The sequence below is a fragment of the Pseudomonas sp. B19(2017) genome, assembly GCF_002113165.1.
GTDB lineage: Bacteria > Pseudomonadota > Gammaproteobacteria > Pseudomonadales > Pseudomonadaceae > Aquipseudomonas.
The window spans coordinates 88,961-110,447 of record NZ_NEJR01000019.1 but is presented as its reverse complement, the minus strand read 5'-3'; the positions used below and the strand labels follow the sequence as shown (position 1 = coordinate 110,447).

Below are 21,487 nucleotides of genomic sequence, written 5' to 3'. Positions count from 1 at the left end.
TTCGGAACCCTACTGTCCGGGGCACTTCATGCAAAATCGAATTGGCGCACAAAAGGGGTTATCCCTGAGCGATCCACGTGTGCGCGCGTGGCTGTTCCAGATTCTCACGATAGTCTTCGTGGTCGGTCTGGGCTGGTATCTGTTCCACAACACGCAAACCAACCTGCAACACCGGGGCATCACCTCGGGCTTCGACTTCCTCGACCGCAGTGCCGGCTTCGGCATCGCCCAGCACCTGATCCCCTATGTGGAATCCGACAGCTATGCGCGGGTGTTCGTCATCGGCCTGCTCAACACCCTGCTGGTGACCTTCATCGGCGTGGTGCTGGCGACCCTCCTCGGCTTCATCATCGGTGTGGCGCGGCTGTCGCCAAACTGGATGATCAACAAGCTGGCGACCGTGTATGTGGAAACCTTCCGCAATATCCCGCCGTTGTTGCAGATCCTGTTCTGGTATTTCGCCGTGTTCCTGACCCTGCCGGGACCGCGCGGCAGCATCAATATCGACGATACCTTCTTTATCAGCAACCGTGGCCTGAACATGCCCGGCGCGTCCATGGCCGAAGGCTTCTGGCCGTTCGTCGTGGCCCTGGTCCTGGCACTGCTGGCCATCGTGGTAATGGTGCGCTTTGCCAACAAACGCTTCGACGAGACCGGTGTACCGTTCCACAAGTTCTGGGTGGGGCTGGCGTTGTTCATCGCCATTCCCGGCGTTTGCGTACTGCTGTTCGGCACCCCGGTGCACTGGGAAGTGCCGCAATTGAAAGGATTCAACTTCGTCGGCGGCTGGGTGCTGATCCCCGAGCTGCTGGCGCTGACCCTGGCGTTGACCATCTATACCGCAGCGTTCATCGCCGAGATCGTGCGCTCCGGTATCCGTTCGGTCAGCCATGGCCAGACCGAGGCCGCGCGCTCGCTGGGCCTGCGCGAGGGCCCGACCCTGCGCAAGGTGATCATCCCCCAGGCACTGCGGGTGATCATTCCGCCGCTGACCAGCCAGTACCTGAACCTGGCGAAGAACTCATCGCTGGCGGCCGGTATCGGCTACCCGGAAATGGTCTCGCTGTTCGCCGGTACCGTGCTCAACCAGACCGGCCAGGCCATCGAGGTGATCGCCATCACCATGAGTGTCTATCTCGCCATCAGCATCAGCATTTCGCTGCTGATGAACTGGTACAACAAGCGCATTGCGCTTATCGAGCGGTGAGGATACGCCCGTGAATGCCCATGTTTTCAAACCCGATATGCCGCCACCGGTGAAAACCGTCGGCGTGCTCGCATGGATGCGGGCCAATCTGTTCTCCAGCTGGCTCAACACGCTGCTGACCCTGTTCGCCATCTACCTGGTGTGGCTGATCGTGCCGCCGTTGCTGCAGTGGGCGTTGCTTGACGCCAACTGGGTCGGCACCACCCGCGCCGACTGCACCAAGGAAGGCGCCTGCTGGGTGTTCGTGCAGCAGCGCTTCGGCCAGTTCATGTACGGCTACTACCCGGCGGAGTTGCGCTGGCGCGTGGACCTGACCGTATGGCTTGCCGTGCTCGGCGCCGCGCCACTGTTCATCAAGCGCTTCCCGCGCAAGGCCTTCTACGGCCTGGGCTTCCTGGTGCTGTACCCGGTGCTGGCCTACACCCTGCTGCATGGGGGCGTCCTGGGCCTGGAAAACGTAGCGACCAGCCAGTGGGGCGGGCTGATGCTGACCTTGGTGATTGCCACCGTGGGTATCGTCGGCGCCTTGCCACTGGGCATCCTGCTGGCCCTTGGCCGGCGTTCACGGATGCCGGCAGTGAAGGTGGTGTGCGTAACCTTCATCGAGTTCTGGCGCGGCGTGCCGTTGATCACTGTGCTGTTCATGTCGTCGGTGATGCTGCCGTTGTTCCTGCCCGAGGGCATGAGCTTCGACAAGCTGCTGCGGGCGATGATCGGCGTGATCCTGTTCCAGTCGGCGTACATTGCCGAGGTGGTGCGGGGCGGCCTGCAGGCCATCCCCAAGGGCCAGTATGAAGCCGCTGCGGCCATGGGCCTGGGCTACTGGCGGGCGATGGGCCTGGTGATCCTGCCGCAGGCGCTCAAGCTGGTGATCCCCGGCATCGTCAACACCTTCATTGCCCTGTTCAAGGACACCAGCCTGGTGATCATCATCGGCCTGTTCGACCTGCTGAACAGCGTCAAGCAAGCCGCCGCCGACCCTGCCTGGCTGGGCATGGCCACCGAGGGCTACGTGTTCGCCGCCCTGGTGTTCTGGATTTTCTGTTTCGGTATGTCCCGCTACTCCATGCATCTGGAGCGCAAGCTGGACACTGGCCACAAGCGTTAGGAGTTTCGAAATGAGTGAAGCGATCAAGCAGCCTGCCGGCCCCGAAGGCATCATCCAGATGCAGGGCGTTAACAAGTGGTACGGCCAGTTCCATGTGCTCAAGGACATCAACCTGAACGTGCGCCAGGGCGAGCGTATCGTACTGTGCGGGCCGTCCGGCTCGGGCAAGTCCACCACCATCCGTTGCCTCAACCGCCTGGAAGAGCACCAGCAGGGGCGCATCGTGGTCGATGGTGTGGAGCTGACCAACGACCTCAAGCAGATCGAAGCGATCCGCCGCGAGGTCGGCATGGTGTTCCAGCACTTCAACCTGTTCCCGCACCTGAGCATCCTGGAGAACTGCACCCTGGCGCCGATGTGGGTGCGCAAGATGCCACGGCGCAAGGCCGAGGAAATCGCCATGCACTACCTGGAGCGGGTGCGTATTCCGGAGCAGGCGCACAAGTACCCGGGGCAGTTGTCCGGTGGCCAGCAGCAGCGTGTGGCGATTGCCCGTGCGTTGTGCATGAAGCCGAAGATCATGCTGTTCGACGAACCGACCTCGGCGCTGGACCCGGAAATGGTCAAGGAAGTGCTCGATACCATGGTGGGCCTGGCCGAGGATGGCATGACCATGCTCTGCGTGACCCACGAGATGGGCTTTGCCCGGACCGTGGCGAACCGGGTGATCTTCATGGACAAGGGCGAGATCGTCGAGCAGGCGGCACCGGATGACTTCTTCGACCGGCCGCGCAGTGACCGGACCAAGTTGTTCCTGAGTCAGATCCTGCATTGATGCTGTAGGGGCCCCTTCGCGGGCACGCCCGCTCCCACAGGTACTGCACAGGGCTTGAGGCCGGTGTTATCACTGTGGGAGCGGGCGTGCCCGCGAAGGGCCGCAAAGCGGCCCCGTTTTTTACTTCTCTTCCTTGGCGACTGCCGGCGCCGGTGGCGGCCGCAGCCCCACCTCGGCGATCAGCTTCAGCTGCTGCCCATTGCGCATCACCTCGATGGTGATCTTCTCGTTGGGCTTGATCCTCGCCACCTGGTTCATCGACTTGCGCCCGTCACCGGCCGGCTCACCGTTGATGCTCAGGATCACGTCACCCAACTGCAACCCGGCCTTCGCCGCCGGCCCTTCGCGGAAAATACCCGCCACCACGATGCCCGGGCGGTCCTTCATGCCGAACGAGTCGGCCAGTTCCTGGCTCAGCGGCTGTACCTCGATGCCCAGCCAGCCACGGATGACCTGGCCGTGCTCGACGATCGACTTCATCACCTCCAGCGCCAGTTTTACCGGGATGGCAAAACCGATACCCTGCGAACCGCCGGATTTGGAGAAGATCGCGGTGTTGATGCCGATAAGGTTACCGTTGGCATCCACCAGCGCACCGCCGGAGTTGCCCGGGTTGATTGCTGCGTCGGTCTGGATGAAGTCTTCGTAGTTGTTCAGGCCCAGCTGGTTGCGGCCAGTGGCGCTGATGATGCCCATGGTCACGGTCTGGCCGACGCCGAACGGGTTGCCGATGGCCAGCGACACGTCGCCGATGTGAATGTTGTCGGAACGGCCGATGGTGATCGCCGGCAGGCTCTTCAGGTCGATCTTCAGCACCGCCAGGTCGGTTTCCGGGTCGCTACCAATCACCCGGGCCAAGGTTTCGCGGCCATCCTTCAGGGCCACGACGATCTGGTCGGCGCCACTGGTGACGTGGTTGTTGGTCAGCAGGTAGCCCTCGGGGCTCATGATCACCGCCGAGCCCAGGCTCGATTCCCAGCGGCGCTGCTTGGGCAGGTTGTCACCGAAGAACCGGCGGAACTGCGGGTCTTCGAACAGCGGGTGGGCGCTCTTGTTCACCACCTTGGTGGTGTACAGGTTGACCACCGCCGGGGCGGCCAGGGTCACGGCGTCGGCGTAGGACACCGGGCCCTGCATGATCCGCGAAGTCTGCGGTGCCTGCTGCAGGTTGACGTCCTGGCTGGGCAGGCCGACCCATTCCGGGAAGCGCTGGATGATCAGCATGGCGATCAGTAGGCCGGTAAGCAGCGGCCAGCCAAAGTAACGCAAAGCCTTGAACATGAATGAATCCTGGAAAGAGCGGGGTGGTGGCCGCGCGGTCGGGCATGAGCGCGCGCGATCATACACCGGTTCCCCCAGTGCCGGCGACGGCTCATAATGGCCGGCATTATACGGGCGTTGCATGGGCGTTGTGCCCGAGAAAAGCGCAGATTTCGAGGAGATTTTCATGGCCGTCGCTCTGAACACCCTGGTCGAGGAAGCCGAGCGTTACCTGGGCAGCGCGAGGATCCAGGATTATTGCCCCAACGGCCTGCAAGTCGAGGGCCGGCCGCAGGTCAGCCGTATCGTCAGCGGTGTCACCGCCAGCCAGGCATTGCTGGATGCGGCAGTCGAGGCCGAGGCCGACCTGGTGCTGGTGCACCATGGTTACTTCTGGAAGGGCGAGAACCCGTGCGTCACCGGCATTCGCCAGCGCCGGCTGAAGACCCTGTTGAACAACGACATCAGCCTGCTGGCGTTCCACCTGCCGCTGGACGTGCACCCGGACGTGGGCAACAACGTGCAACTGGCGCGGCAGTTGGACATCACCGTCGAAGGGCCACTGGACCCGGAGAACCCCAAGGTGGTCGGGCTGGTCGGCTCGCTGGCCGAGCCCGTGACCGCGCGCGACTTCGCCCGACGGGTGCGGGAGGTGCTGGGGCGTGAACCGTTGCTGGTCGAAGGCGAGCAGATGATCAGTCGGGTCGGCTGGTGCACCGGGGGCGGGCAGGGCTACATCGACACGGCGATCGCGGCCGGGGTGGACCTGTACCTGACCGGCGAGGCGTCGGAGCAGACCTATCATAGTGCCCGCGAGAATGGTGTCAGCTTCATTGCCGCCGGTCACCATGCTACCGAGCGCTATGGGGTGCAGGCGCTGGGTGATTACCTGGCGCGGCGGTTTGCCGTGGAGCACCTGTTCATCGATTGCCCGAACCCGATCTGACATCGGCGCCGCCTTCTTCGCGGGCACGCCCGCTCCCACCAGGGCTGCGCTGCACCTGTGGGAGCGGGCATGCCCGCGAAGGGCCGTAGAGCGGCCCCGTCCCACCCCAAACCCCCAGTCATATCGTTAGACTTTTTCGATCTAGCCAGCCTCCTAAATAGAAGCAGCCGCTGTGGTAGAGTGATTCGCTCGAACACGGCCCGCAGGCCGTCCATAAGATCGTTTTTCGTGAGTAGCCATGGTCGACAAACTGACGCACTTGAAACAGCTGGAGGCGGAAAGCATCCACATCATCCGCGAGGTGGCCGCCGAGTTCGACAACCCGGTGATGCTGTACTCGATCGGCAAGGATTCCGCCGTGATGCTGCATCTGGCGCGCAAGGCCTTCTTCCCGGGCAAGCTGCCGTTCCCGGTGATGCACGTCGACACTCAATGGAAATTCCAGGAGATGTACAGCTTCCGCGACAAGATGGTCGAGGAAATGGGCCTGGAGCTGATCACCCACGTCAACCCCGAGGGTGTGGCGCAGGGTATCAACCCGTTCACCCATGGCAGCTCCAAGCACACCGACATCATGAAGACCCAAGGCCTGAAGCAGGCGCTGGACAAGCATGGTTTCGATGCCGCCTTCGGTGGCGCGCGCCGCGACGAAGAGAAGTCGCGGGCCAAGGAGCGCGTGTACTCGTTCCGTGACAGCAAGCATCGCTGGGACCCGAAGAATCAGCGCCCCGAGCTGTGGAACGTGTACAACGGCAAGGTCAACAAGGGCGAGTCGATCCGCGTCTTCCCGCTGTCGAACTGGACCGAGCTGGACATCTGGCAGTACATCTACCTCGAAGGCATCCCGATCGTGCCGCTGTACTTCGCCGCCGAGCGTGAAGTGATCGAGAAGAACGGCACCCTGATCATGATCGACGACGAGCGCATCCTCGAACATCTCACCGATGAAGAGAAAGCGCGCATCGTCAAGAAGAAGGTGCGTTTCCGTACCCTCGGCTGCTACCCGTTGACGGGTGCTGTCGAGTCGGAAGCCGAGACCCTGACGGACATCATCCAGGAGATGCTCCTGACCCGTACGTCCGAACGTCAGGGCCGTGTCATCGACCACGATGGCGCCGGTTCCATGGAAGACAAGAAACGCCAAGGCTACTTCTAATTTCAGGGTTACTCCATGTCGCACCAATCTGATCTGATCAGCGAGGACATCCTCGCCTACCTGGCCCAGCACGAGCGCAAGGAACTGTTGCGCTTCCTGACCTGCGGCAACGTCGACGACGGCAAGAGCACCCTGATCGGGCGCCTGCTGCACGACTCGAAGATGATCTATGAGGACCACCTCGAGGCCATCACCCGTGATTCGAAGAAAGTCGGCACCACCGGCGAAGAAGTCGACCTGGCGCTGCTGGTCGACGGCCTGCAGGCCGAGCGCGAGCAGGGCATCACCATCGATGTCGCCTACCGCTACTTCTCCACCGCCAAGCGCAAGTTCATCATTGCCGACACCCCGGGCCACGAGCAGTACACCCGCAACATGGCTACCGGTGCGTCCACCTGCGACCTGGCGATCATCCTGGTCGACGCCCGCTACGGCGTGCAGACCCAGACCCGCCGCCACAGCTATATTGCTTCGTTGCTGGGCATCAAGCATATCGTGGTCGCGGTCAACAAGATGGACCTCAAGGGCTTCGATGAAGGCGTGTTCGAATCGATCAAGGCCGACTACCTGAAGTTCGCCGAAGCCATCAACCTGACCCCGAGCAGCCTGCACTTCGTGCCGATGTCGGCGCTCAAGGGTGACAACGTGGTCAACCATAGCGAGCAGTCGCCGTGGTACGCCGGCCCGACGCTGATGGAAATCCTCGAAACCGTCGAGGTGTCGGCCGACCGCAACTTCACCGACCTGCGCTTCCCGGTGCAGTACGTCAACCGTCCGAACCTGAACTTCCGTGGCTTTGCCGGCACCATCGCCAGCGGCGTGGTGCACAAGGGGGACGAAATCGTCGTGCTGCCGTCGGGCAAGAGCAGCCGCGTCAAGTCCATCGTCACCTATGAAGGTGAACTTGAAAACGCAGGCCCTGGCCAGGCAGTGACCCTGACCATGGAAGACGAGATCGACATCTCCCGTGGTGACCTGCTGGTGCATGCCGACAACGTCCCGCCGGTCACCGACCAGTTCGACGCCATGCTGGTGTGGATGGCCGAGGAGCCGATGCTCCCGGGCAAGAAGTACGACATCAAGCGTGCTACCAGCTACGTGCCGGGCTCGATTGCCAGTATTACCCACAAGGTCGATGTGAACACCTTGGAGCAGGGCGCTGCCAGCGCGCTGCAACTGAACGAGATCGGCCGCGTCAAGGTGTCCCTGGACGCCTCGATCGCCCTCGACGGTTACGACAGCAACCGCACCACCGGTGCGTTCATCGTCATCGACCGCCTGACCAACGGCACCGTTGGCGCGGGCATGATCATCGCCCCGCCAGTGTTGCCGCACGGCAGCACCGGTCATCATGGCAAGCTGTGCCATGTGGCTACCGAAGAGCGCGCCCTGCGCTTCGGCCAGCAGCCTGCCACCGTGCTGTTCAGCGGCCTGTCTGGCGCTGGCAAGAGCACCCTGGCCTACGCCGTGGAGCGCAAGCTGTTTGACATGGGCCGTGCGGTCTACGTACTCGACGGCCAGAACCTGCGTCACGACCTGAACAAGGGCCTGCCACAGGACCGCGCCGGCCGCACCGAGAACTGGCGCCGCGCCGCCCATGTGGCGCGCCAGTTCAACGAAGCCGGCCTGCTGACCCTGGCCGCGTTCGTGGCTCCGGATGCCGAGGGCCGTGAGCAGGCCAAGGCGCTGATCGGCAAGGAGCGCCTGCTGACCGTTTACGTCCAGGCCTCGCCGCTGGCCTGCCGCGAGCGCGACCCGCAAGGCCTGTACGCTGCCGGTGGCGACAACATCCCGGGCGAAAGCTTCCCGTACGATGTGCCGCTGGATGCCGACCTGGTGATCGATACCCAGTCCACCAGTGTGGACGAGGGCGTCAAACAGGTGCTGGAGCTGCTGCGTCAGCGTGGTGCGATCTAAGCGCCAGGCTGCAAGAAAAAACCCGCCTCGGCGGGTTTTTTTCTTTCCATGCCGACATACGTGCGCGTTCTCTTGTGGGTGCAACAGCCTTGTCCAGAATCTAGAGGCCTGCGCAGCCCTTTGTGGGAGCGGGCGTGCCCGCGAACACCGGCAAAGCCGGTGCCATCCACCGCGTCGTCTGTTTCGCGGGCACGCCCGCTCCCACAAAGGGTGGCGCGAGCTTTTGGATTTGGAGCAACGTGCAGGGGGCGTTCAGATGTGTTTTTCCGACACCGGAATCACTCGCCGTTCCTTCACCGCCTTGTAGGAAAAACTCGAATAGATCTCCTTCACCCCCGGCAACCGTTGCAGCACTTCCCGGGTGAACTCCCCAAACGACTCCAGGTCCCGCGCCAGGATCTCCAGCAGAAAATCATACCTCCCGGAAATGTTATGGCAGGCGACGATCTCGGGAATCTCCATCAGCCGTCGCTCGAACGCCAGCGCCATGTCCTTGGTGTGCGAGTCCATCATGATGCTGACGAACGCGGTCACGCCAAACCCCAGCGACTTGGGCGAAAGGATGGCCTGGTAGCCGGTGATGTAGCCGTTGTCCTCCAGCAACTTGACCCGTCGCCAGCAGGGCGAGGTGGTCAGTGCCACCTGGTCGGCGAGTTCTGCAACGGTGAGGCGGGCGTTGTCCTGCAGGGCAGCCAGCAGGGCGCGGTCGGTGCGGTCGAGGCTTGAAGGCATGTTTTGCCCTCCTGGTGCGGAAATTATTGTTTTTGTTCCAGCAAGCACGCGGATGCGTAGGCAACTTTGGAAAAAATCGGGCAGCTCGGTGGCATAAGCTTATAACAAACCACAAGAGGCTGTTGCCATGCGCGACTCCCATGACAAGACCGGTTTCGCCACACGGGCCATTCACCATGGCTACGACCCGCTTTCCCACGGTGGCGCCTTGGTGCCGCCGGTGTACCAGACTGCTACCTATGCCTTCCCAACCGTCGAGTACGGCGCTGCGTGCTTCGCCGGCGAGGAGCCGGGGCACTTCTACAGCCGCATCTCCAACCCGACCCTGGCCCTGCTGGAGCAGCGCATGGCCTCGCTGGAGGGCGGCGAGGCGGGGCTGGCGTTGGCGTCGGGCATGGGGGCCATCACCTCGACGATCTGGACCCTGCTGCGCCCTGGCGACGAGCTGATCGTCGGGCGTACGTTGTATGGCTGCACCTTTGCCTTCCTGCACCATGGCATTGGCGAATTCGGGGTGAAGATCCGCCATGTCGACCTGAACGATGCCAAGGCCCTGAAGGCGGCGATCAACGGCAAAACGCGGATGATCTACTTCGAAACGCCAGCCAACCCCAACATGCAACTTGTGGATATCGCCGCAGTGGCCGAGGCGGTGCGCGGGCATGATGTACATGTGGTGGTCGACAACACCTACTGCACACCCTATCTACAACGTCCGCTGGAGCTGGGGGCTGACCTGGTAGTGCATTCGGCGACCAAGTACCTCAGTGGCCACGGCGATATCACTGCAGGCCTGGTGGTCGGGCGCAAGGCATTGATCGACCGCATTCGCCTGGAAGGGCTGAAGGACATGACCGGGGCGGTGCTGTCGCCGCATGACGCAGCGCTGCTGATGCGCGGGATCAAGACCCTGGCCCTGCGCATGGACCGCCATTGCGCCAATGCCCGGCAGGTGGCGGAGTTTCTGGCCCGGCAGCCGCAGGTGGAACTGATTCACTACCCGGGGCTGCCGTCGTTTGCCCAGTACGAACTGGCGCAGCGCCAGATGCGTTTACCGGGCGGGATGATCGCATTCGAACTCAAGGGCGGTATCGAGGCTGGCCGGCGTTTCATGAACGCGCTACAGCTGTTCGCCCGCGCGGTGAGCCTGGGCGATGCCGAGTCGCTGGCGCAGCATCCGGCGAGCATGACGCACTCAAGCTATACCGCGAAGGAGCGGGCGCATCACGGGATATCGGAGGGGCTGGTGCGCCTGTCGGTGGGGCTGGAGGATGTGGAGGACCTGCTGGCGGATGTCGAGCAGGCACTGCAGGCTTGCAGCTAGGTTGCCTGGGCCGGCCTCTTCGCGGGCACGCCCGCTCCCACAGGTATCACACAGATTACAAATGCTGTGGTGTACCAGTGGGAGCGGGCGAGCCCGCGAAGAGGCCAGTGAATCCAGCCCACAAAAAAGGCCTCTTGCGAGGCCTTTGTCATGTTCGGCTGATTAACGCTTGAGCCCGTAGCTCTCGTCGAGCATGCCCGGCGAGTTCGGCGCTTTCGGTGCGTAGTCGCGTGGCACTTCGGCAGTGTCCTTCGGCGGGGTCAGGCGGTCGCGTGGGCCTTGCGCGCCCTCGGAATGCAGGGCCGCCAGCAGGCGTTGGCGCGTAACGTCATCAAGGGCCAGGCTGTTGGCGCCTTCGGCCAGGTGATCCTGAACGTCCTGGTAGCTCTGGGTCAGTTTCTTGACCAGCACGGCGGTGCTGTTGAAGTGGGTGACCACTTCGTTCTGGTAGCTGTCGAAGCGCTTCTGGATGTCGTCCAGCTGACGCTGGGTGCTGCTCGGCGCAGCATTGGGCAGCAGGCGAGCGACGACGAAACCGACCACGACGCCGATGACCAGGGCCAGGGTCGGCAACAACCAAACAAGGAGCGAGAGTTCCACGAGTCCTTCCTCTATAAACGGCTTTGCTTTACGTTAACGGCTCAGACCTGCGCTGTATACCGCGAGCGATCGCAAATCAGAACAGAATTCCTCACCTAGACGAATCGACCCCTCCCGAGGTCACGGAGTAGTGCCTTGCTTGTCCGCGAAACCCCCTTGTTCATCGATGGCCCCAGTGGCCAGCTGGAAGCCTTGTACCTGGACGTGGCCAATGCCCGTGGCGCGGTGCTGATCTGCCACCCCAACCCGGTCCAGGGCGGCACCATGCTCAACAAGGTGGTCTCGACCCTGCAACGCACCGCTCGTGACGCCGGCTACGTGACCTTGCGCTTCAACTACCGTGGCGTAGGGCAGAGCGCCGGCAGCCATGACATGGGCGCTGGCGAGGTGGCCGATGCCCAGGCCGCTGCGGCCTGGCTGCGCGAAAAGCACCTGGGCTTGCCGCTGGTGCTGATGGGCTTCTCGTTCGGCGGCTTCGTCGCTGCCAGCCTGGCCGGCCGCCTGGAGGCCTCAGGGGCAGAGCTGCAGCAACTGTTCATGATCGCCCCGGCGGTAATGCGCCTGACGCCGGAATACCCGGTGCCGCAGCGCTGCCCGATCACCGTGGTGCAGCCGGACGCCGACGAAGTGGTTGCGCCGCAGCTGGTTTACGAATGGTCCGACAGCCTGTCGCGCCCCCATGAGCTGCTGAAAGTGGCAGAATGCGGACACTTCTTCCATGGCAAGCTGACCGATCTGAAGGATCTGCTGCTGCCGCGCCTTTCGAACTGAGCCAAGCCTGAATAAGCGAACACCCATGACCACGCGCATTCTTACCGGTATCACCACCACCGGCACTCCGCACCTGGGCAACTACGCCGGCGCCATCCGCCCGGCGATCCGTGCCAGCCAGCAGCCCGGTGTCGACTCGTTCTACTTCCTGGCCGACTACCACGCCCTGATCAAGTGCGATGACCCGCTGCGCATCCAGCGTTCGCGCCTGGAAATCGCCGCCACCTGGCTGGCCGGTGGCCTCGACCCGGACAAGGTGACCTTCTACCGCCAGTCCGACATCCCGGAAATCCCCGAGCTCACCTGGCTGCTGACCTGCGTCAGCGCCAAGGGTCTGCTCAACCGTGCGCACGCCTACAAGGCCTCGGTGGACAAGAACCTGGAAAACGGCGAAGACCCGGATGCCGGCGTAACCATGGGCCTGTACAGCTACCCGGTGCTGATGGCCGCTGACATCCTGATGTTCAACGCCAACAAAGTGCCAGTCGGCCGTGACCAGATCCAGCACGTGGAAATGGCGCGCGACATCGGCCAGCGCTTCAACCACCTGTTTGGTCAGGGCAAGGACTTCTTCGCCCTGCCGGAAGCGGTGATCGAGGAGAGCGTGGCAACCCTGCCGGGTCTGGACGGGCGCAAGATGTCCAAAAGCTACGACAACACCATCCCGCTGTTCACCAGCGCCAAGGACATGAAAGACGCCATCTCGCGCATCGTCACCGACTCGCGTGCACCTGGCGAAGCGAAAGATCCGGACAACGCGCACCTGTTCACCCTGTTCCAGGCCTTCGCGACGCCGGCGCAGTGCGCCGAGTTCCGTGAACAGCTGCTGCAGGGCCTGGGCTGGGGCGAGGCCAAGCAGCGCCTGTTCCAGCTGCTGGACGGTCAGCTGTCCGAGAAGCGCGAGTACTACCACCAGCTGATCGCACGCCCGGCGGACCTGGAAGACATCCTGCTGGCTGGCGCCGCCAAGGCTCGCAAGATCGCCACGCCGTTCCTCGAGCAACTGCGCGAGGCCGTTGGCCTGCGTTCGTTCCGCAGCAGCGTGCAGGTCGGCACCGAAGTGAAGAAAAAGGCCGCCAAGACCTCGCGTTTTGTCAGTTTCCGAGATGATGACGGCAGCTTCCGCTTCCGCCTGCTGGCTGCCGACGGCGAACAACTGCTGCTGTCGCGCAGCTTCACCGACGGCAAGAGCGCCGGCGCCGTGAGCAAGCAGCTGCAGCAAGGTGGCGAGGCCGATGTGCGCATCGAAGGCCTGGGCTTCGGCCTGTGGCTGAATGGCGAGCAGGTTGCCGACGGGCCGCAGTTCGACACTGCCGAGGCCCGTGATGCGGCCATCGAAAGCCTGCGTGCAGCGCTTGCCCCACAAGCGGACTGAAGATGTTGTAACTGTGGGAGCGGGCGTGCCCGCGAAACAGGCGCCGCGTTGCATGGCACCGGCTTTGCCGGTGTTCGCGGGCACGCCCGCTCCCACAGACTGATTGCCATTAGGCGGGCCTGTCGCTACAGTGACGGCCCGTTTTTTGTTGCCTCGCTAACGAATCATGACGCCCCTAGAACGATATCAAGCAGATCTGAAACGTCCCGACTTCTTCCATGACGCGGCGCAGGAAACTGCGGTGCGTCACCTGCAGCGCCTGTACGACGACCTGGTACACGCGCAGAACAACAAGCCGGGGGTATTCGGCAAGCTGTTCGGCAAGAAGGAGCAGACCCCGGTCAAGGGCCTGTACTTCTGGGGTGGGGTAGGGCGCGGCAAGACTTACCTGGTCGATACCTTCTTCGAGGCACTGCCGTTCAAGCAGAAGATGCGCACGCACTTCCACCGCTTCATGAAGCGCGTGCACGAGGAAATGAAAACCCTCAAGGGCGAAAAGAACCCGCTGACCATCATCGCCAAACGCTTCAGCGAAGAAGCCAAGGTGATCTGCTTCGACGAATTCTTCGTGTCGGACATTACCGACGCGATGATCCTCGGCACCCTGATGGAAGAGCTGTTCAAGAACGGCGTATCGCTGGTGGCCACCTCCAACATCGTGCCGGACGGCCTGTACAAGGACGGCCTGCAGCGCGCGCGCTTCCTGCCGGCCATCGCCATGATCAAGCAGTACACCGAGGTGGTGAACGTCGACAGCGGGGTCGACTACCGCCTGCGTCACCTGGAACAGGCCGAGCTGTATCACTACCCACTCGATGAGGCGGCGCACCAGAGCCTGCGCGCCAGCTTCAAGGCACTGACTCCCGAGTGCACCCAGGCGGTCGAGAACGATGTGCTGATGATCGAGAATCGCCCGATCAATGCCCTGCTTACCTGCGACGACGTGGCCTGGTTCGACTTCCGCGCCCTGTGCGACGGCCCTCGCAGCCAGAACGACTACATCGAACTGGGCAAGATCTTCCATGCCGTGCTGCTGAGCAACGTGGAGCAGATGGGCGTCACCACCGATGACATTGCCCGCCGCTTCATCAACATGGTGGACGAGTTCTATGACCGCAACGTCAAGCTGATAATCTCGGCCGAGGTGGAGCTGAAGGACCTGTATACCGGCGGGCGGCTGGCCTTCGAGTTCCAGCGTACCCTGAGCCGGTTGCTGGAGATGCAGTCGCACGAATTCCTGGCGCGCGCTCACAAGCCGTAAGAATTTTGGGGCCGCTTTGCGGCCCATCGCAGGCAAGCCAGCTCCCACAGGTTTAGCGCAGCCCTTTAGACTTATGCAATACCTGTGGGAGCTGGCTTGCCTGCGATGGGCTGCAAAGCAGCCCCATTGTCCTCAAGCCTCCTGCATGAACTGCTGCCGATACTGGTTCGGCGACAACTCGGTATGCTGGCGGAACAGCCGCGCAAAGAAACTGGCATCGTCATAGCCGACCTCGTAACTGATGGTCTTGATGCTTTTGCGCGTGCTCGACAACAACCCCTTGGCTGTCTCGATCCGCAACCGTTGCAGGTAGTGCAGCGGTTTGTCCCCCGTCGCGCCCTGGAAGCGGCGCATGAAGTTGCGAATGCTCATGCCGTGGTTGCGAGCGACGTCCTCGAAGCGGAACTTGTCGGCGAAGTGCTCCTCCAGCCAATGCTGGATCTGCAGGATGATCAGGTCCTGGTGCAGCTTCTGCCCGCCAAAACCCATGCGCCCCGGGGTGTAGTTGCGCTGCACTTCGTAGAGGATGTCGCGGGATACGGCGCGGGCCACGTTGGCACCACAGAAGCGTTCGATCAGGTAGATATACAGGTCGCAGGCTGAAGTGGCGCCGCCAGCACAATAGATATTGTCGGCGTCGGTCAGGTGCTTGTCCTGGTTCAGTCGGATCTTCGGGAAGCGCTCGGCAAAGCTGCTGAAGAAGCGCCAGTAGGTGGTCGCCTCCTTGCCGTCGAGCAGGCCGGACTCGGCCAGCCAGAACACCCCACTGGCCTCGGCGCACAGCACAGCGCCACGGGCATGCTGTTCACGCAGCCACGGCAGTACCTGTGGATAACGCTGCAGCAGGTTGTCGAAGTCGTCCCAGAAGGCCGGGAGAATGATCACATCGGCATCTTCCAGGCCGCCATCGACCGGGAGTTGCACATTGCTGAAGCTGTCCACGGGCTGGCCGTCGGGGCTCACCAGGCGGATCTCGAACATCGGCTGCAGGCCCAGGCCCAGCTGTTTGCTGTAGCGCAAGCTGGCGAGGTGGAAGAAATCCTTGGCCTGCATCAAGGTCGAAGCGAATACCTTGTCAATGGCCAGGATGCAGACGCGCCGCAGCGACGCGGAGGGTTGGGTAAACATCATTGTCATTGTTCTTATAGGGTAGAGTGGTCAATCACCGGCTGGATCGTCTTATTTTTTGGCGATTGTGTCTAGCCTGCCGGACCGCGCGTGTTTCTTCGCGGGCTCGCCCGCTCCCACAGGGACCGCACACAGTTCAATGGCTGTGCAGTACTTGTGGGAGCGGGCGAGCCCGCGAAGAAACCAGCACAGGGTCGGTTCAAGGCGCCGGGTTCGGCTGCTCCTGGTGAATCGCCTCGATCGCCGCCAGCAGTTCATCGCTCAGGCTCAGCTCGAGGCTGGCCAGGTTGCTGTCCAGTTGCTCGAGGCTGGTCGCGCCAATGATGTTGCTGGTCACGAATGGCTGCCGGGTGACGAACGCCAAGGCCATTTGCGCCGGGTCCAGGCCGTGATCACGGGCCAGTTGCACGTAGCGGCTGCAGGCCGCCACGGTCTGTGGGTTGGAGTAGCGGGCAAAGCGGCTGAACAGGGTCAGGCGTGCGTTTTCCGGGCGTGCGCCGTTCTCGTATTTGCCGGAAAGCATACCGAACGCCAGCGGTGAATAGGCCAGCAGGCCACACTGCTCGCGGATGGCCACTTCCGCCAGGCCCACTTCGAAACTGCGGTTGAGCAGGTTGTACGGGTTCTGGATCGACACCGCCCGCGGCCAGCCACGGCTTTCGGCCAGCTGCAGGAACTTCATGGTGCCCCATGGCGTTTCGTTGGACAGGCCGATGTGGCGGATCTTGCCCGCGCGCACTTGCTCGTCGAGGACTTCAAGGGTTTCTTCCAGCGGGGTGAAGTGGTCCTGCGGCAGGTGTTGGTAGCCCAGCTTGCCGAAGAAGTTGGTGCTGCGCTCGGGCCAGTGCAGCTGGTACAGGTCGATGCGGTCGGTCTGCAGGCGCTTGAGGCTCTCGTCCAGCGCCGCGACGATGTGCTGGCGGTTGTGCCTGAGCTGGCCGTCGCGAATATGGCTGATGCCGTTGCCGGGGCCCGCGACCTTGCTCGCCAGTACCCATTCGTCGCGATCGGCACTGGCCTTGAACCAGTTGCCGATGATGCGCTCGGTGGCAGCGTAGGTCTCGGGGCGGGGCGGCACCGGGTACATCTCGGCGGTGTCGATGAAGTTGACCCCGGCGGCCTTGGCCCGGGCAATCTGCGCGAAGGCCTCTGCCTGGTCGTTCTGTTCGCCCCAGGTCATGGTGCCCAGGCACAGGGCGCTGACGTTGAGGTCGGTACGGCCGAGCTGACGGTATTCCATCGGGTAGACACTCCTTGGGCAAATAAGCCCATCAAAGCAGGTTGAAATTTTTCGCGCAATCTGGATAATTCGGCACCTCTCCGTGTGGCGGAAGTGATGCACCACCACGCAGGAAGAACCCCGTCGAACACTGGCGTGCCTGACCCGAGCCCCCAAAAGCGTCAGCGTTCGGCTGCGCGCTTGCCCTTGGCAAGCTGTGCACTATCCAGTAAGATTCGCCGTCTATTTTTCGCTGGGCGGCCTCTGAGGCTTTAGAGAATGAAAACTTTTACTGCTAAACCGGAAACAGTAAAGCGCGAGTGGTTCGTAGTCGACGCCGCTGGCCAGACCCTGGGTCGTCTGGCTACCGAAATCGCTAGCCGTCTGCGTGGCAAACACAAGCCAGAATACACCCCTCACGTTGACACCGGCGACTACATCGTCGTTATCAACGCCGAGCAGGTTCGTGTGACTGGTGCCAAGTCTTCCGACAAGATGTACTACTCCCACTCCGGTTTCCCGGGCGGTATCAAGGAAATCAACTTCGAGAAGTTGATCGCCAAGGCCCCTGAGCGTGTTATCGAAACTGCGGTCAAAGGCATGCTGCCGAAGAACCCGCTGGGTCGCGACATGTACCGCAAGCTGAAAGTGTACGCGGGTGCTGCTCACCCACACACTGCTCAGCAGCCTCAAGAACTGAAGATCTAACGGGATAGTTCATTATGTCGGCGACTCAAAACTACGGCACTGGCCGTCGCAAGACCGCAACCGCTCGCGTATTCCTGCGTCCGGGTACTGGTAACATTTCCATCAACAACCGTTCTCTGGACGTGTTCTTCGGTCGCGAAACCGCTCGCATGGTTGTTCGTCAGCCGCTCGAGCTGACCGAAACCGTCGAGAAGTTCGACATCTACGTCACCGTTTCCGGTGGTGGTGTCAGCGGTCAAGCCGGTGCGATCCGTCACGGTATCACCCGCGCTCTGATGGAATACGACGAAACCCTGCGTGGCGCTCTGCGTCGTGCTGGCTACGTCACCCGCGACGCTCGTGAAGTCGAGCGTAAGAAAGTGGGTCTGCGTAAAGCGCGTAAGCGTCCTCAGTACTCCAAGCGTTAATACCGCTTCGGCAGTCGAAAAAAGCCCGGTTCCTTGGAACCGGGCTTTTTTTATGTCTTGGACTAACCTGTCAGCATGTCAGTGACCACTTGTCGCATAGACACAGATCAAGCAAAGCACGGGTAGTGCCCCCTGGCTGGGGTAATCACCTTGTCAGTGTGTGGATTTGTTTCTTACCATGGCGACCAATTTTTAGCGCCACTGACACAACCTAAGTACAGGGTCTGGTTCAACAGGCCAAGCAAGCTGATGGGAGAGGACTGAATGAGCAATGACGGCGTCAACGCAGGCCGGCGCCGCTTCCTCGTAGCCGCGACATCCGTAGTCGGGGCGGCGGGGGCAGTGGGGGCTGCGGTACCGTTCGTGGGGTCATGGTTTCCCAGTGCCAAGGCGAAAGCCGCGGGTGCACCGGTGAAGGTCAATATCGCCAAGGTCGAGGCCGGGCAGCAAATGGTGGCCGAATGGCGTGGCCAGCCGGTGTTCATCGTGCGGCGAACGGACGAAATCCTCGGCAACCTGAAGAAAGTCGTCGGTGACCTGGCTGACCCGGAGTCCAAGGCCTCTGTGCAGCCGACCTACGTCGACCCCCAGGTTCGTTCGATCAAGCCGGAAATTCTCATCCTCGTCGGCCTGTGCACGCACCTGGGCTGCTCGCCCACCTTCCGCCCGGAAGTTGCACCCGCCGACCTTGGCCCCAAATGGGTCGGTGGCTATTTCTGCCCGTGCCACGGCTCCCACTACGACCTGGCTGGCCGTGTCTACAAGTCGCAGCCGGCGCCTCTCAACCTGCCCGTGCCACCGCACTCTTACGAGTCGGACGAGATCGTCGTCATCGGCGTTGACCAGGAGAACGCATGATGAGCAAGTTCATGGACTGGATTGATGCTCGCTTCCCCGCCACCAAGATGTGGGAAGACCACCTGAGCAAGTATTACGCGCCCAAGAACTTCAACTTCCTGTACTTCTTCGGCTCGCTGGCGTTGCTGGTGCTGGTCAACCAGATCGTCACCGGTGTATGGCTGACCATGAGCTTCACGCCCTCGGCGGAAGAGGCGTTCGCCTCGGTCGAGTACATCATGCGTGACGTGGAATACGGCTGGATCCTGCGCTACCTGCACTCAACCGGTGCATCGGCGTTCTTCATCGTGGTCTATCTGCACATGTTCCGCGGCCTGCTCTACGGCTCCTACCAGAAGCCGCGTGAACTGGTGTGGCTGTTCGGCATGCTGATCTACCTGGCGCTGATGGCCGAAGCCTTCATGGGCTACCTGCTGCCGTGGGGCCAGATGTCGTACTGGGGTGCCCAGGTGATCATCTCGCTGTTCGGTGCCATCCCGGTGATCGGTGGTGACCTTACCCAGTGGATCCGCGGTGACTACCTGATCTCGGGCATCACCCTGAACCGCTTCTTCGCCCTGCATGTGGTCGCCTTGCCGATCGTGATTCTCGGCCTGGTGGTACTGCACATCCTCGCCCTTCACGAAGTGGGTTCGAACAACCCGGACGGCGTCGACATCAAGAAGAAAAAGGATGAAAACGGCATCCCGCTGGACGGTATCCCATTCCACCCGTACTACACCGTCAAGGACATCGTCGGCGTGGTGGTGTTCCTGTTCGTGTTCTGCGCCGTGGTGTTCTTCTTCCCGGAAATGGGTGGGTACTTCCTGGAGAAACCCAACTTCGAACAGGCCAACGCCTTCAAGACCCCTGAGCACATTGCGCCTGTGTGGTACTTCACGCCGTTCTACGCGATCCTGCGTGCGGTGCCTGACAAGTTGATGGGCGTCATCGCCATGGGTGCGGCCATCGCCGTGTTGTTCGTACTGCCCTGGCTCGACCGCAGCCCGGTGCGCTCCATGCGCTACAAGGGCTGGATCAGCAAACTCTTCCTGCTGGTGTTCTGCGTGGCCTTCGTCATCCTCGGCGTGCTGGGCGTACTGGCACCGACACCTGGGCGTACCTTGCTGTCGCAGGTGTGCACGGTGTTGTACTTCGCCTACTTCCTGCTGATGCCGTTCTACACAAGGCTCGAGAAGACCAAACCGGTTCCGGAAAGGGTGACTGGCTGATGAAAAAGTTGATTGCAGTATTTTTGCTGGCAGTGATGCCTGCCTTTTCCTTCGCTGCCGAACACGGCCTCGAGCTGGACAAGGTCGACATCGACCTGAGTGACAAGGCCGCCATGCAGGACGGTGCGCGTACCTTTGCCAACTATTGCATGGGTTGCCACAGTGCCAAGTTCCAGCGTTACGAGCGGGTGGCCGATGACCTGGGGATTCCGCACGAGCTGATGCTGGAGAAGCTGGTGTTCACGGGTGCCAAGATCGGTGACCACATGCAGATTGGCATGAAGCCCAGTGACGCCAAGACCTGGTTCGGCGCCGCACCGCCCGACCTGACCCTGGTGGCCCGTGTGCGTGGTACCGACTGGCTGTACACCTACCTGCGCAGCTTCTATGAGGACCCATCGCGGCCTTACGGGGTAAACAACAAGGTGTTCCCGAACGTCGGCATGCCTAACGTGCTGGTCGGTCTGCAAGGCAACCAGGTGATTGGCTGCAAACAAGTGCAGACCGTGACCGATGGAAAGAAGCAATTCGACCCGTTGACCGGTAGCCCTATCACCCATGAAGCCTGCGACCAGCTGACCATTACGCCGAAATCCGGTACCCTGACAACCGAGCAGTTCGACGAGAAGGTCAAGAACCTGGTGACCTTCCTGGCCTATTCGGCCAACCCGGTCAAACTGGAAAGCCAGCGCATCGGTACCTACGTGTTGCTGTACCTGGCTTTCTTCTTCGTATTCGCCTATTTGCTCAAGCGTGAATACTGGAAGGACGTGCACTGATCACGCAGTAGTTTCTGGTTGTTGAACGCGCCCGGGGCGCCCCCGCAGAGATGCGGGGCGCGCCCCGGGCGCGTTTTCATTTACAGTTGTACAAGCATCCCGTGCGAGGAGCCGCTACATGGGCGCAACCAACAGGTTAGCCTGCTATTCCGATCCCGCTGATCACTATTCCCATCGGGTACGTCTTGTGCTCGCCGAGAAGGGCATCAGCGTACAGGTCATCGATGTCGACCCCGGCCGCCTGCCGCCCAAGCTGATCGAGGTGAACCCTTACGGCAGTGTGCCGACGCTGGTCGACCGTGACCTGGCGTTGTATGAATCGACCGTGGTGATGGAATACCTCGAGGAGCGTTACCCGCACCCACCGCTGATGCCGGTATACCCGGTTGCGCGGGGGAACAGCCGCTTGCTGATGCACCGCATCCAGCGCGACTGGTGCTCCCTGGCCGATACCGTGCTCGACCCGCGCAGCAACGAGGCCGCTCGTGCCGAGGCGCGCAAGGCCTTGCGCGAGAGCCTGACCGGGGTCTCGCCCTTGTTTGGCGAGTTCGCCTGTTTCATGAGCGAGGAGCAAAGCCTGGTCGATTGTTGTCTACTGCCCATACTCTGGCGTTTGCCGGTGTTGGGCATCGAGTTGCCGCGGCAAGCCAAGCCGCTGCTGGATTACATGGAGCGTCAGTTCGCCCGCGAGCCTTTCCAGGCGAGCCTGTCCTCCGTAGAACGTGAAATGCGCAAGCTTTAAGGA

The 21,487-nt window shown here is 62.0% G+C and carries 21 protein-coding genes; 16 read left to right on the top strand and 5 right to left on the bottom strand.

Annotated features, from left to right (window positions below; translation table 11 throughout):
* Nucleotides 1-28: 28 nt before the first annotated feature.
* The 3 genes from CAF70_RS22040 to CAF70_RS22030 are packed head-to-tail and all read left to right on the top strand — an operon-like array spanning nucleotide 29 to nucleotide 3,090.
* The gene (locus CAF70_RS22040; RefSeq protein WP_085626493.1) at nucleotides 29-1,207 is read left to right on the top strand and encodes an amino acid ABC transporter permease; all 1,179 of its coding nucleotides are present in this window, start codon (nucleotides 29-31) and stop codon (nucleotides 1,205-1,207) included.
* A 10-nt stretch (nucleotides 1,208-1,217) separates the two neighbouring features.
* Nucleotides 1,218-2,315 carry an amino acid ABC transporter permease gene (locus CAF70_RS22035; protein ID WP_063913329.1) on the top strand — a complete coding sequence of 366 codons (1,098 nt, stop codon included), beginning with the start codon at nucleotides 1,218-1,220 and terminating at the stop codon, nucleotides 2,313-2,315.
* A 10-nt stretch (nucleotides 2,316-2,325) separates the two neighbouring features.
* Nucleotides 2,326-3,090: an amino acid ABC transporter ATP-binding protein gene (locus CAF70_RS22030; protein WP_003251792.1), complete on the top strand. Its 765-nt coding sequence runs from the start codon at nucleotides 2,326-2,328 to the stop codon at nucleotides 3,088-3,090.
* A 120-nt stretch (nucleotides 3,091-3,210) separates the two neighbouring features.
* On the opposite strand, the gene algW is transcribed toward CAF70_RS22030, so the two are convergent.
* Nucleotides 3,211-4,371: a Do family serine endopeptidase AlgW gene (algW, locus tag CAF70_RS22025; protein WP_085626494.1), complete on the bottom strand. Its 1,161-nt coding sequence runs from the start codon at nucleotides 4,369-4,371 to the stop codon at nucleotides 3,211-3,213.
* A 166-nt stretch (nucleotides 4,372-4,537) separates the two neighbouring features.
* On the opposite strand from algW, the gene CAF70_RS22020 reads away from it, so the two are divergent.
* The 3 genes from CAF70_RS22020 to cysN all read left to right on the top strand — a co-directional run bounded on the left by CAF70_RS22020 (nucleotide 4,538) and on the right by cysN (nucleotide 8,369).
* Nucleotides 4,538-5,296 (top strand): Nif3-like dinuclear metal center hexameric protein, encoded by a 759-nt coding sequence (locus tag CAF70_RS22020; RefSeq protein ID WP_085626495.1) that lies wholly within the window; start codon nucleotides 4,538-4,540, stop codon nucleotides 5,294-5,296.
* Between the two features lie 238 nt (nucleotides 5,297-5,534).
* Nucleotides 5,535-6,452 carry a sulfate adenylyltransferase subunit CysD gene (gene cysD / locus CAF70_RS22015; protein WP_013974136.1) on the top strand — a complete coding sequence of 306 codons (918 nt, stop codon included), beginning with the start codon at nucleotides 5,535-5,537 and terminating at the stop codon, nucleotides 6,450-6,452.
* Nucleotides 6,453-6,467: 15 nt separating this feature from the next.
* Nucleotides 6,468-8,369, top strand: a complete 1,902-nt coding sequence (gene cysN / locus CAF70_RS22010; protein ID WP_085626496.1) for a sulfate adenylyltransferase subunit CysN — start codon at nucleotides 6,468-6,470, stop codon at nucleotides 8,367-8,369.
* Nucleotides 8,370-8,621: 252 nt separating this feature from the next.
* Here cysN and CAF70_RS22005 read toward each other — a convergent pair whose 3' ends face one another.
* Nucleotides 8,622-9,101, bottom strand: a complete 480-nt coding sequence (locus CAF70_RS22005) for an Lrp/AsnC family transcriptional regulator (RefSeq protein WP_085626497.1) — start codon at nucleotides 9,099-9,101, stop codon at nucleotides 8,622-8,624.
* A gap of 127 nt (nucleotides 9,102-9,228) precedes the next feature.
* Here CAF70_RS22005 and CAF70_RS22000 point away from each other — a divergent pair, with 127 nt between their 5' ends.
* On the top strand, nucleotides 9,229-10,425 hold the full coding sequence (locus tag CAF70_RS22000) for a methionine gamma-lyase (protein WP_085626498.1): 1,197 nt from the start codon (nucleotides 9,229-9,231) through the stop codon (nucleotides 10,423-10,425).
* 162 nt (nucleotides 10,426-10,587) lie between these two features.
* Here CAF70_RS22000 and CAF70_RS21990 read toward each other — a convergent pair whose 3' ends face one another.
* Nucleotides 10,588-11,025 carry a YhcB family protein gene (locus CAF70_RS21990; protein WP_085626500.1) on the bottom strand — a complete coding sequence of 146 codons (438 nt, stop codon included), beginning with the start codon at nucleotides 11,023-11,025 and terminating at the stop codon, nucleotides 10,588-10,590.
* Nucleotides 11,026-11,160: 135 nt separating this feature from the next.
* On the opposite strand from CAF70_RS21990, the gene CAF70_RS21985 reads away from it, so the two are divergent.
* From CAF70_RS21985 to zapE, 3 genes are all read left to right on the top strand, one after another.
* The gene (locus tag CAF70_RS21985; protein WP_085626501.1) at nucleotides 11,161-11,796 is read left to right on the top strand and encodes an alpha/beta hydrolase; all 636 of its coding nucleotides are present in this window, start codon (nucleotides 11,161-11,163) and stop codon (nucleotides 11,794-11,796) included.
* 25 nt (nucleotides 11,797-11,821) lie between these two features.
* Nucleotides 11,822-13,171, top strand: a complete 1,350-nt coding sequence (locus tag CAF70_RS21980) for a tryptophan--tRNA ligase (protein ID WP_085626502.1) — start codon at nucleotides 11,822-11,824, stop codon at nucleotides 13,169-13,171.
* Between the two features lie 166 nt (nucleotides 13,172-13,337).
* Nucleotides 13,338-14,432, top strand: coding sequence for a cell division protein ZapE (gene zapE / locus CAF70_RS21975; RefSeq protein WP_025340562.1), 1,095 nt, complete (start codon nucleotides 13,338-13,340; stop codon nucleotides 14,430-14,432).
* A gap of 132 nt (nucleotides 14,433-14,564) precedes the next feature.
* Here zapE and CAF70_RS21970 read toward each other — a convergent pair whose 3' ends face one another.
* Complete coding sequence (locus tag CAF70_RS21970; protein ID WP_178076415.1) at nucleotides 14,565-15,485, bottom strand: GlxA family transcriptional regulator; 921 nt, start codon at nucleotides 15,483-15,485, stop codon at nucleotides 14,565-14,567.
* Nucleotides 15,486-15,759: 274 nt separating this feature from the next.
* Complete coding sequence (locus tag CAF70_RS21965) at nucleotides 15,760-16,800, bottom strand: NADP(H)-dependent aldo-keto reductase (RefSeq protein ID WP_085626503.1); 1,041 nt, start codon at nucleotides 16,798-16,800, stop codon at nucleotides 15,760-15,762.
* A gap of 258 nt (nucleotides 16,801-17,058) precedes the next feature.
* Between CAF70_RS21965 and rplM the strand changes: the two genes are divergently transcribed.
* From rplM to CAF70_RS21935, 6 genes are all read left to right on the top strand, one after another.
* Nucleotides 17,059-17,487, top strand: coding sequence for a 50S ribosomal protein L13 (rplM, locus tag CAF70_RS21960; protein WP_003260798.1), 429 nt, complete (start codon nucleotides 17,059-17,061; stop codon nucleotides 17,485-17,487).
* Between the two features lie 14 nt (nucleotides 17,488-17,501).
* Nucleotides 17,502-17,894, top strand: coding sequence for a 30S ribosomal protein S9 (rpsI, locus tag CAF70_RS21955; RefSeq protein ID WP_003260797.1), 393 nt, complete (start codon nucleotides 17,502-17,504; stop codon nucleotides 17,892-17,894).
* 264 nt (nucleotides 17,895-18,158) lie between these two features.
* Nucleotides 18,159-18,752, top strand: a complete 594-nt coding sequence (petA, locus tag CAF70_RS21950) for a ubiquinol-cytochrome c reductase iron-sulfur subunit (protein WP_015271723.1) — start codon at nucleotides 18,159-18,161, stop codon at nucleotides 18,750-18,752.
* Nucleotides 18,752-19,963 carry a cytochrome bc complex cytochrome b subunit gene (locus CAF70_RS21945; RefSeq protein ID WP_025340560.1) on the top strand — a complete coding sequence of 404 codons (1,212 nt, stop codon included), beginning with the start codon at nucleotides 18,752-18,754 and terminating at the stop codon, nucleotides 19,961-19,963. Before petA ends, CAF70_RS21945 begins: the two co-directional genes overlap by 1 nt.
* Complete coding sequence (locus CAF70_RS21940; RefSeq protein ID WP_085626504.1) at nucleotides 19,963-20,742, top strand: cytochrome c1; 780 nt, start codon at nucleotides 19,963-19,965, stop codon at nucleotides 20,740-20,742. Before CAF70_RS21945 ends, CAF70_RS21940 begins: the two co-directional genes overlap by 1 nt.
* Nucleotides 20,743-20,860: 118 nt before the next feature.
* Entirely contained in the window at nucleotides 20,861-21,484 is a 624-nt protein-coding gene (locus CAF70_RS21935; RefSeq protein ID WP_085626505.1) for a glutathione S-transferase N-terminal domain-containing protein, read from the top strand.
* The last annotated feature ends 3 nt before the right edge of the window (nucleotides 21,485-21,487 follow it).

Coding starts and splice junctions, on each gene's coding strand:
- CAF70_RS21970 (WP_178076415.1), bottom strand. CDS start 15,485: ATGCAGGCCAAGGATTTCTTCCACCTCGCCAGCTTGCGCTACAGCAAA.
- CAF70_RS22040 (WP_085626493.1), top strand. CDS start 29: ATGCAAAATCGAATTGGCGCACAAAAGGGGTTATCCCTGAGCGATCCA.
- cysD (WP_013974136.1), top strand. CDS start 5,535: ATGGTCGACAAACTGACGCACTTGAAACAGCTGGAGGCGGAAAGCATC.
- CAF70_RS22005 (WP_085626497.1), bottom strand. CDS start 9,101: ATGCCTTCAAGCCTCGACCGCACCGACCGCGCCCTGCTGGCTGCCCTG.
- algW (WP_085626494.1), bottom strand. CDS start 4,371: ATGTTCAAGGCTTTGCGTTACTTTGGCTGGCCGCTGCTTACCGGCCTA.
- CAF70_RS21945 (WP_025340560.1), top strand. CDS start 18,752: ATGAGCAAGTTCATGGACTGGATTGATGCTCGCTTCCCCGCCACCAAG.
- CAF70_RS21940 (WP_085626504.1), top strand. CDS start 19,963: ATGAAAAAGTTGATTGCAGTATTTTTGCTGGCAGTGATGCCTGCCTTT.
- CAF70_RS22020 (WP_085626495.1), top strand. CDS start 4,538: ATGGCCGTCGCTCTGAACACCCTGGTCGAGGAAGCCGAGCGTTACCTG.
- CAF70_RS21980 (WP_085626502.1), top strand. CDS start 11,822: ATGACCACGCGCATTCTTACCGGTATCACCACCACCGGCACTCCGCAC.
- rplM (WP_003260798.1), top strand. CDS start 17,059: ATGAAAACTTTTACTGCTAAACCGGAAACAGTAAAGCGCGAGTGGTTC.
- CAF70_RS21965 (WP_085626503.1), bottom strand. CDS start 16,800: ATGGAATACCGTCAGCTCGGCCGTACCGACCTCAACGTCAGCGCCCTG.
- petA (WP_015271723.1), top strand. CDS start 18,159: ATGAGCAATGACGGCGTCAACGCAGGCCGGCGCCGCTTCCTCGTAGCC.
- zapE (WP_025340562.1), top strand. CDS start 13,338: ATGACGCCCCTAGAACGATATCAAGCAGATCTGAAACGTCCCGACTTC.
- CAF70_RS21935 (WP_085626505.1), top strand. CDS start 20,861: ATGGGCGCAACCAACAGGTTAGCCTGCTATTCCGATCCCGCTGATCAC.
- CAF70_RS22000 (WP_085626498.1), top strand. CDS start 9,229: ATGCGCGACTCCCATGACAAGACCGGTTTCGCCACACGGGCCATTCAC.
- rpsI (WP_003260797.1), top strand. CDS start 17,502: ATGTCGGCGACTCAAAACTACGGCACTGGCCGTCGCAAGACCGCAACC.
- CAF70_RS22030 (WP_003251792.1), top strand. CDS start 2,326: ATGAGTGAAGCGATCAAGCAGCCTGCCGGCCCCGAAGGCATCATCCAG.
- cysN (WP_085626496.1), top strand. CDS start 6,468: ATGTCGCACCAATCTGATCTGATCAGCGAGGACATCCTCGCCTACCTG.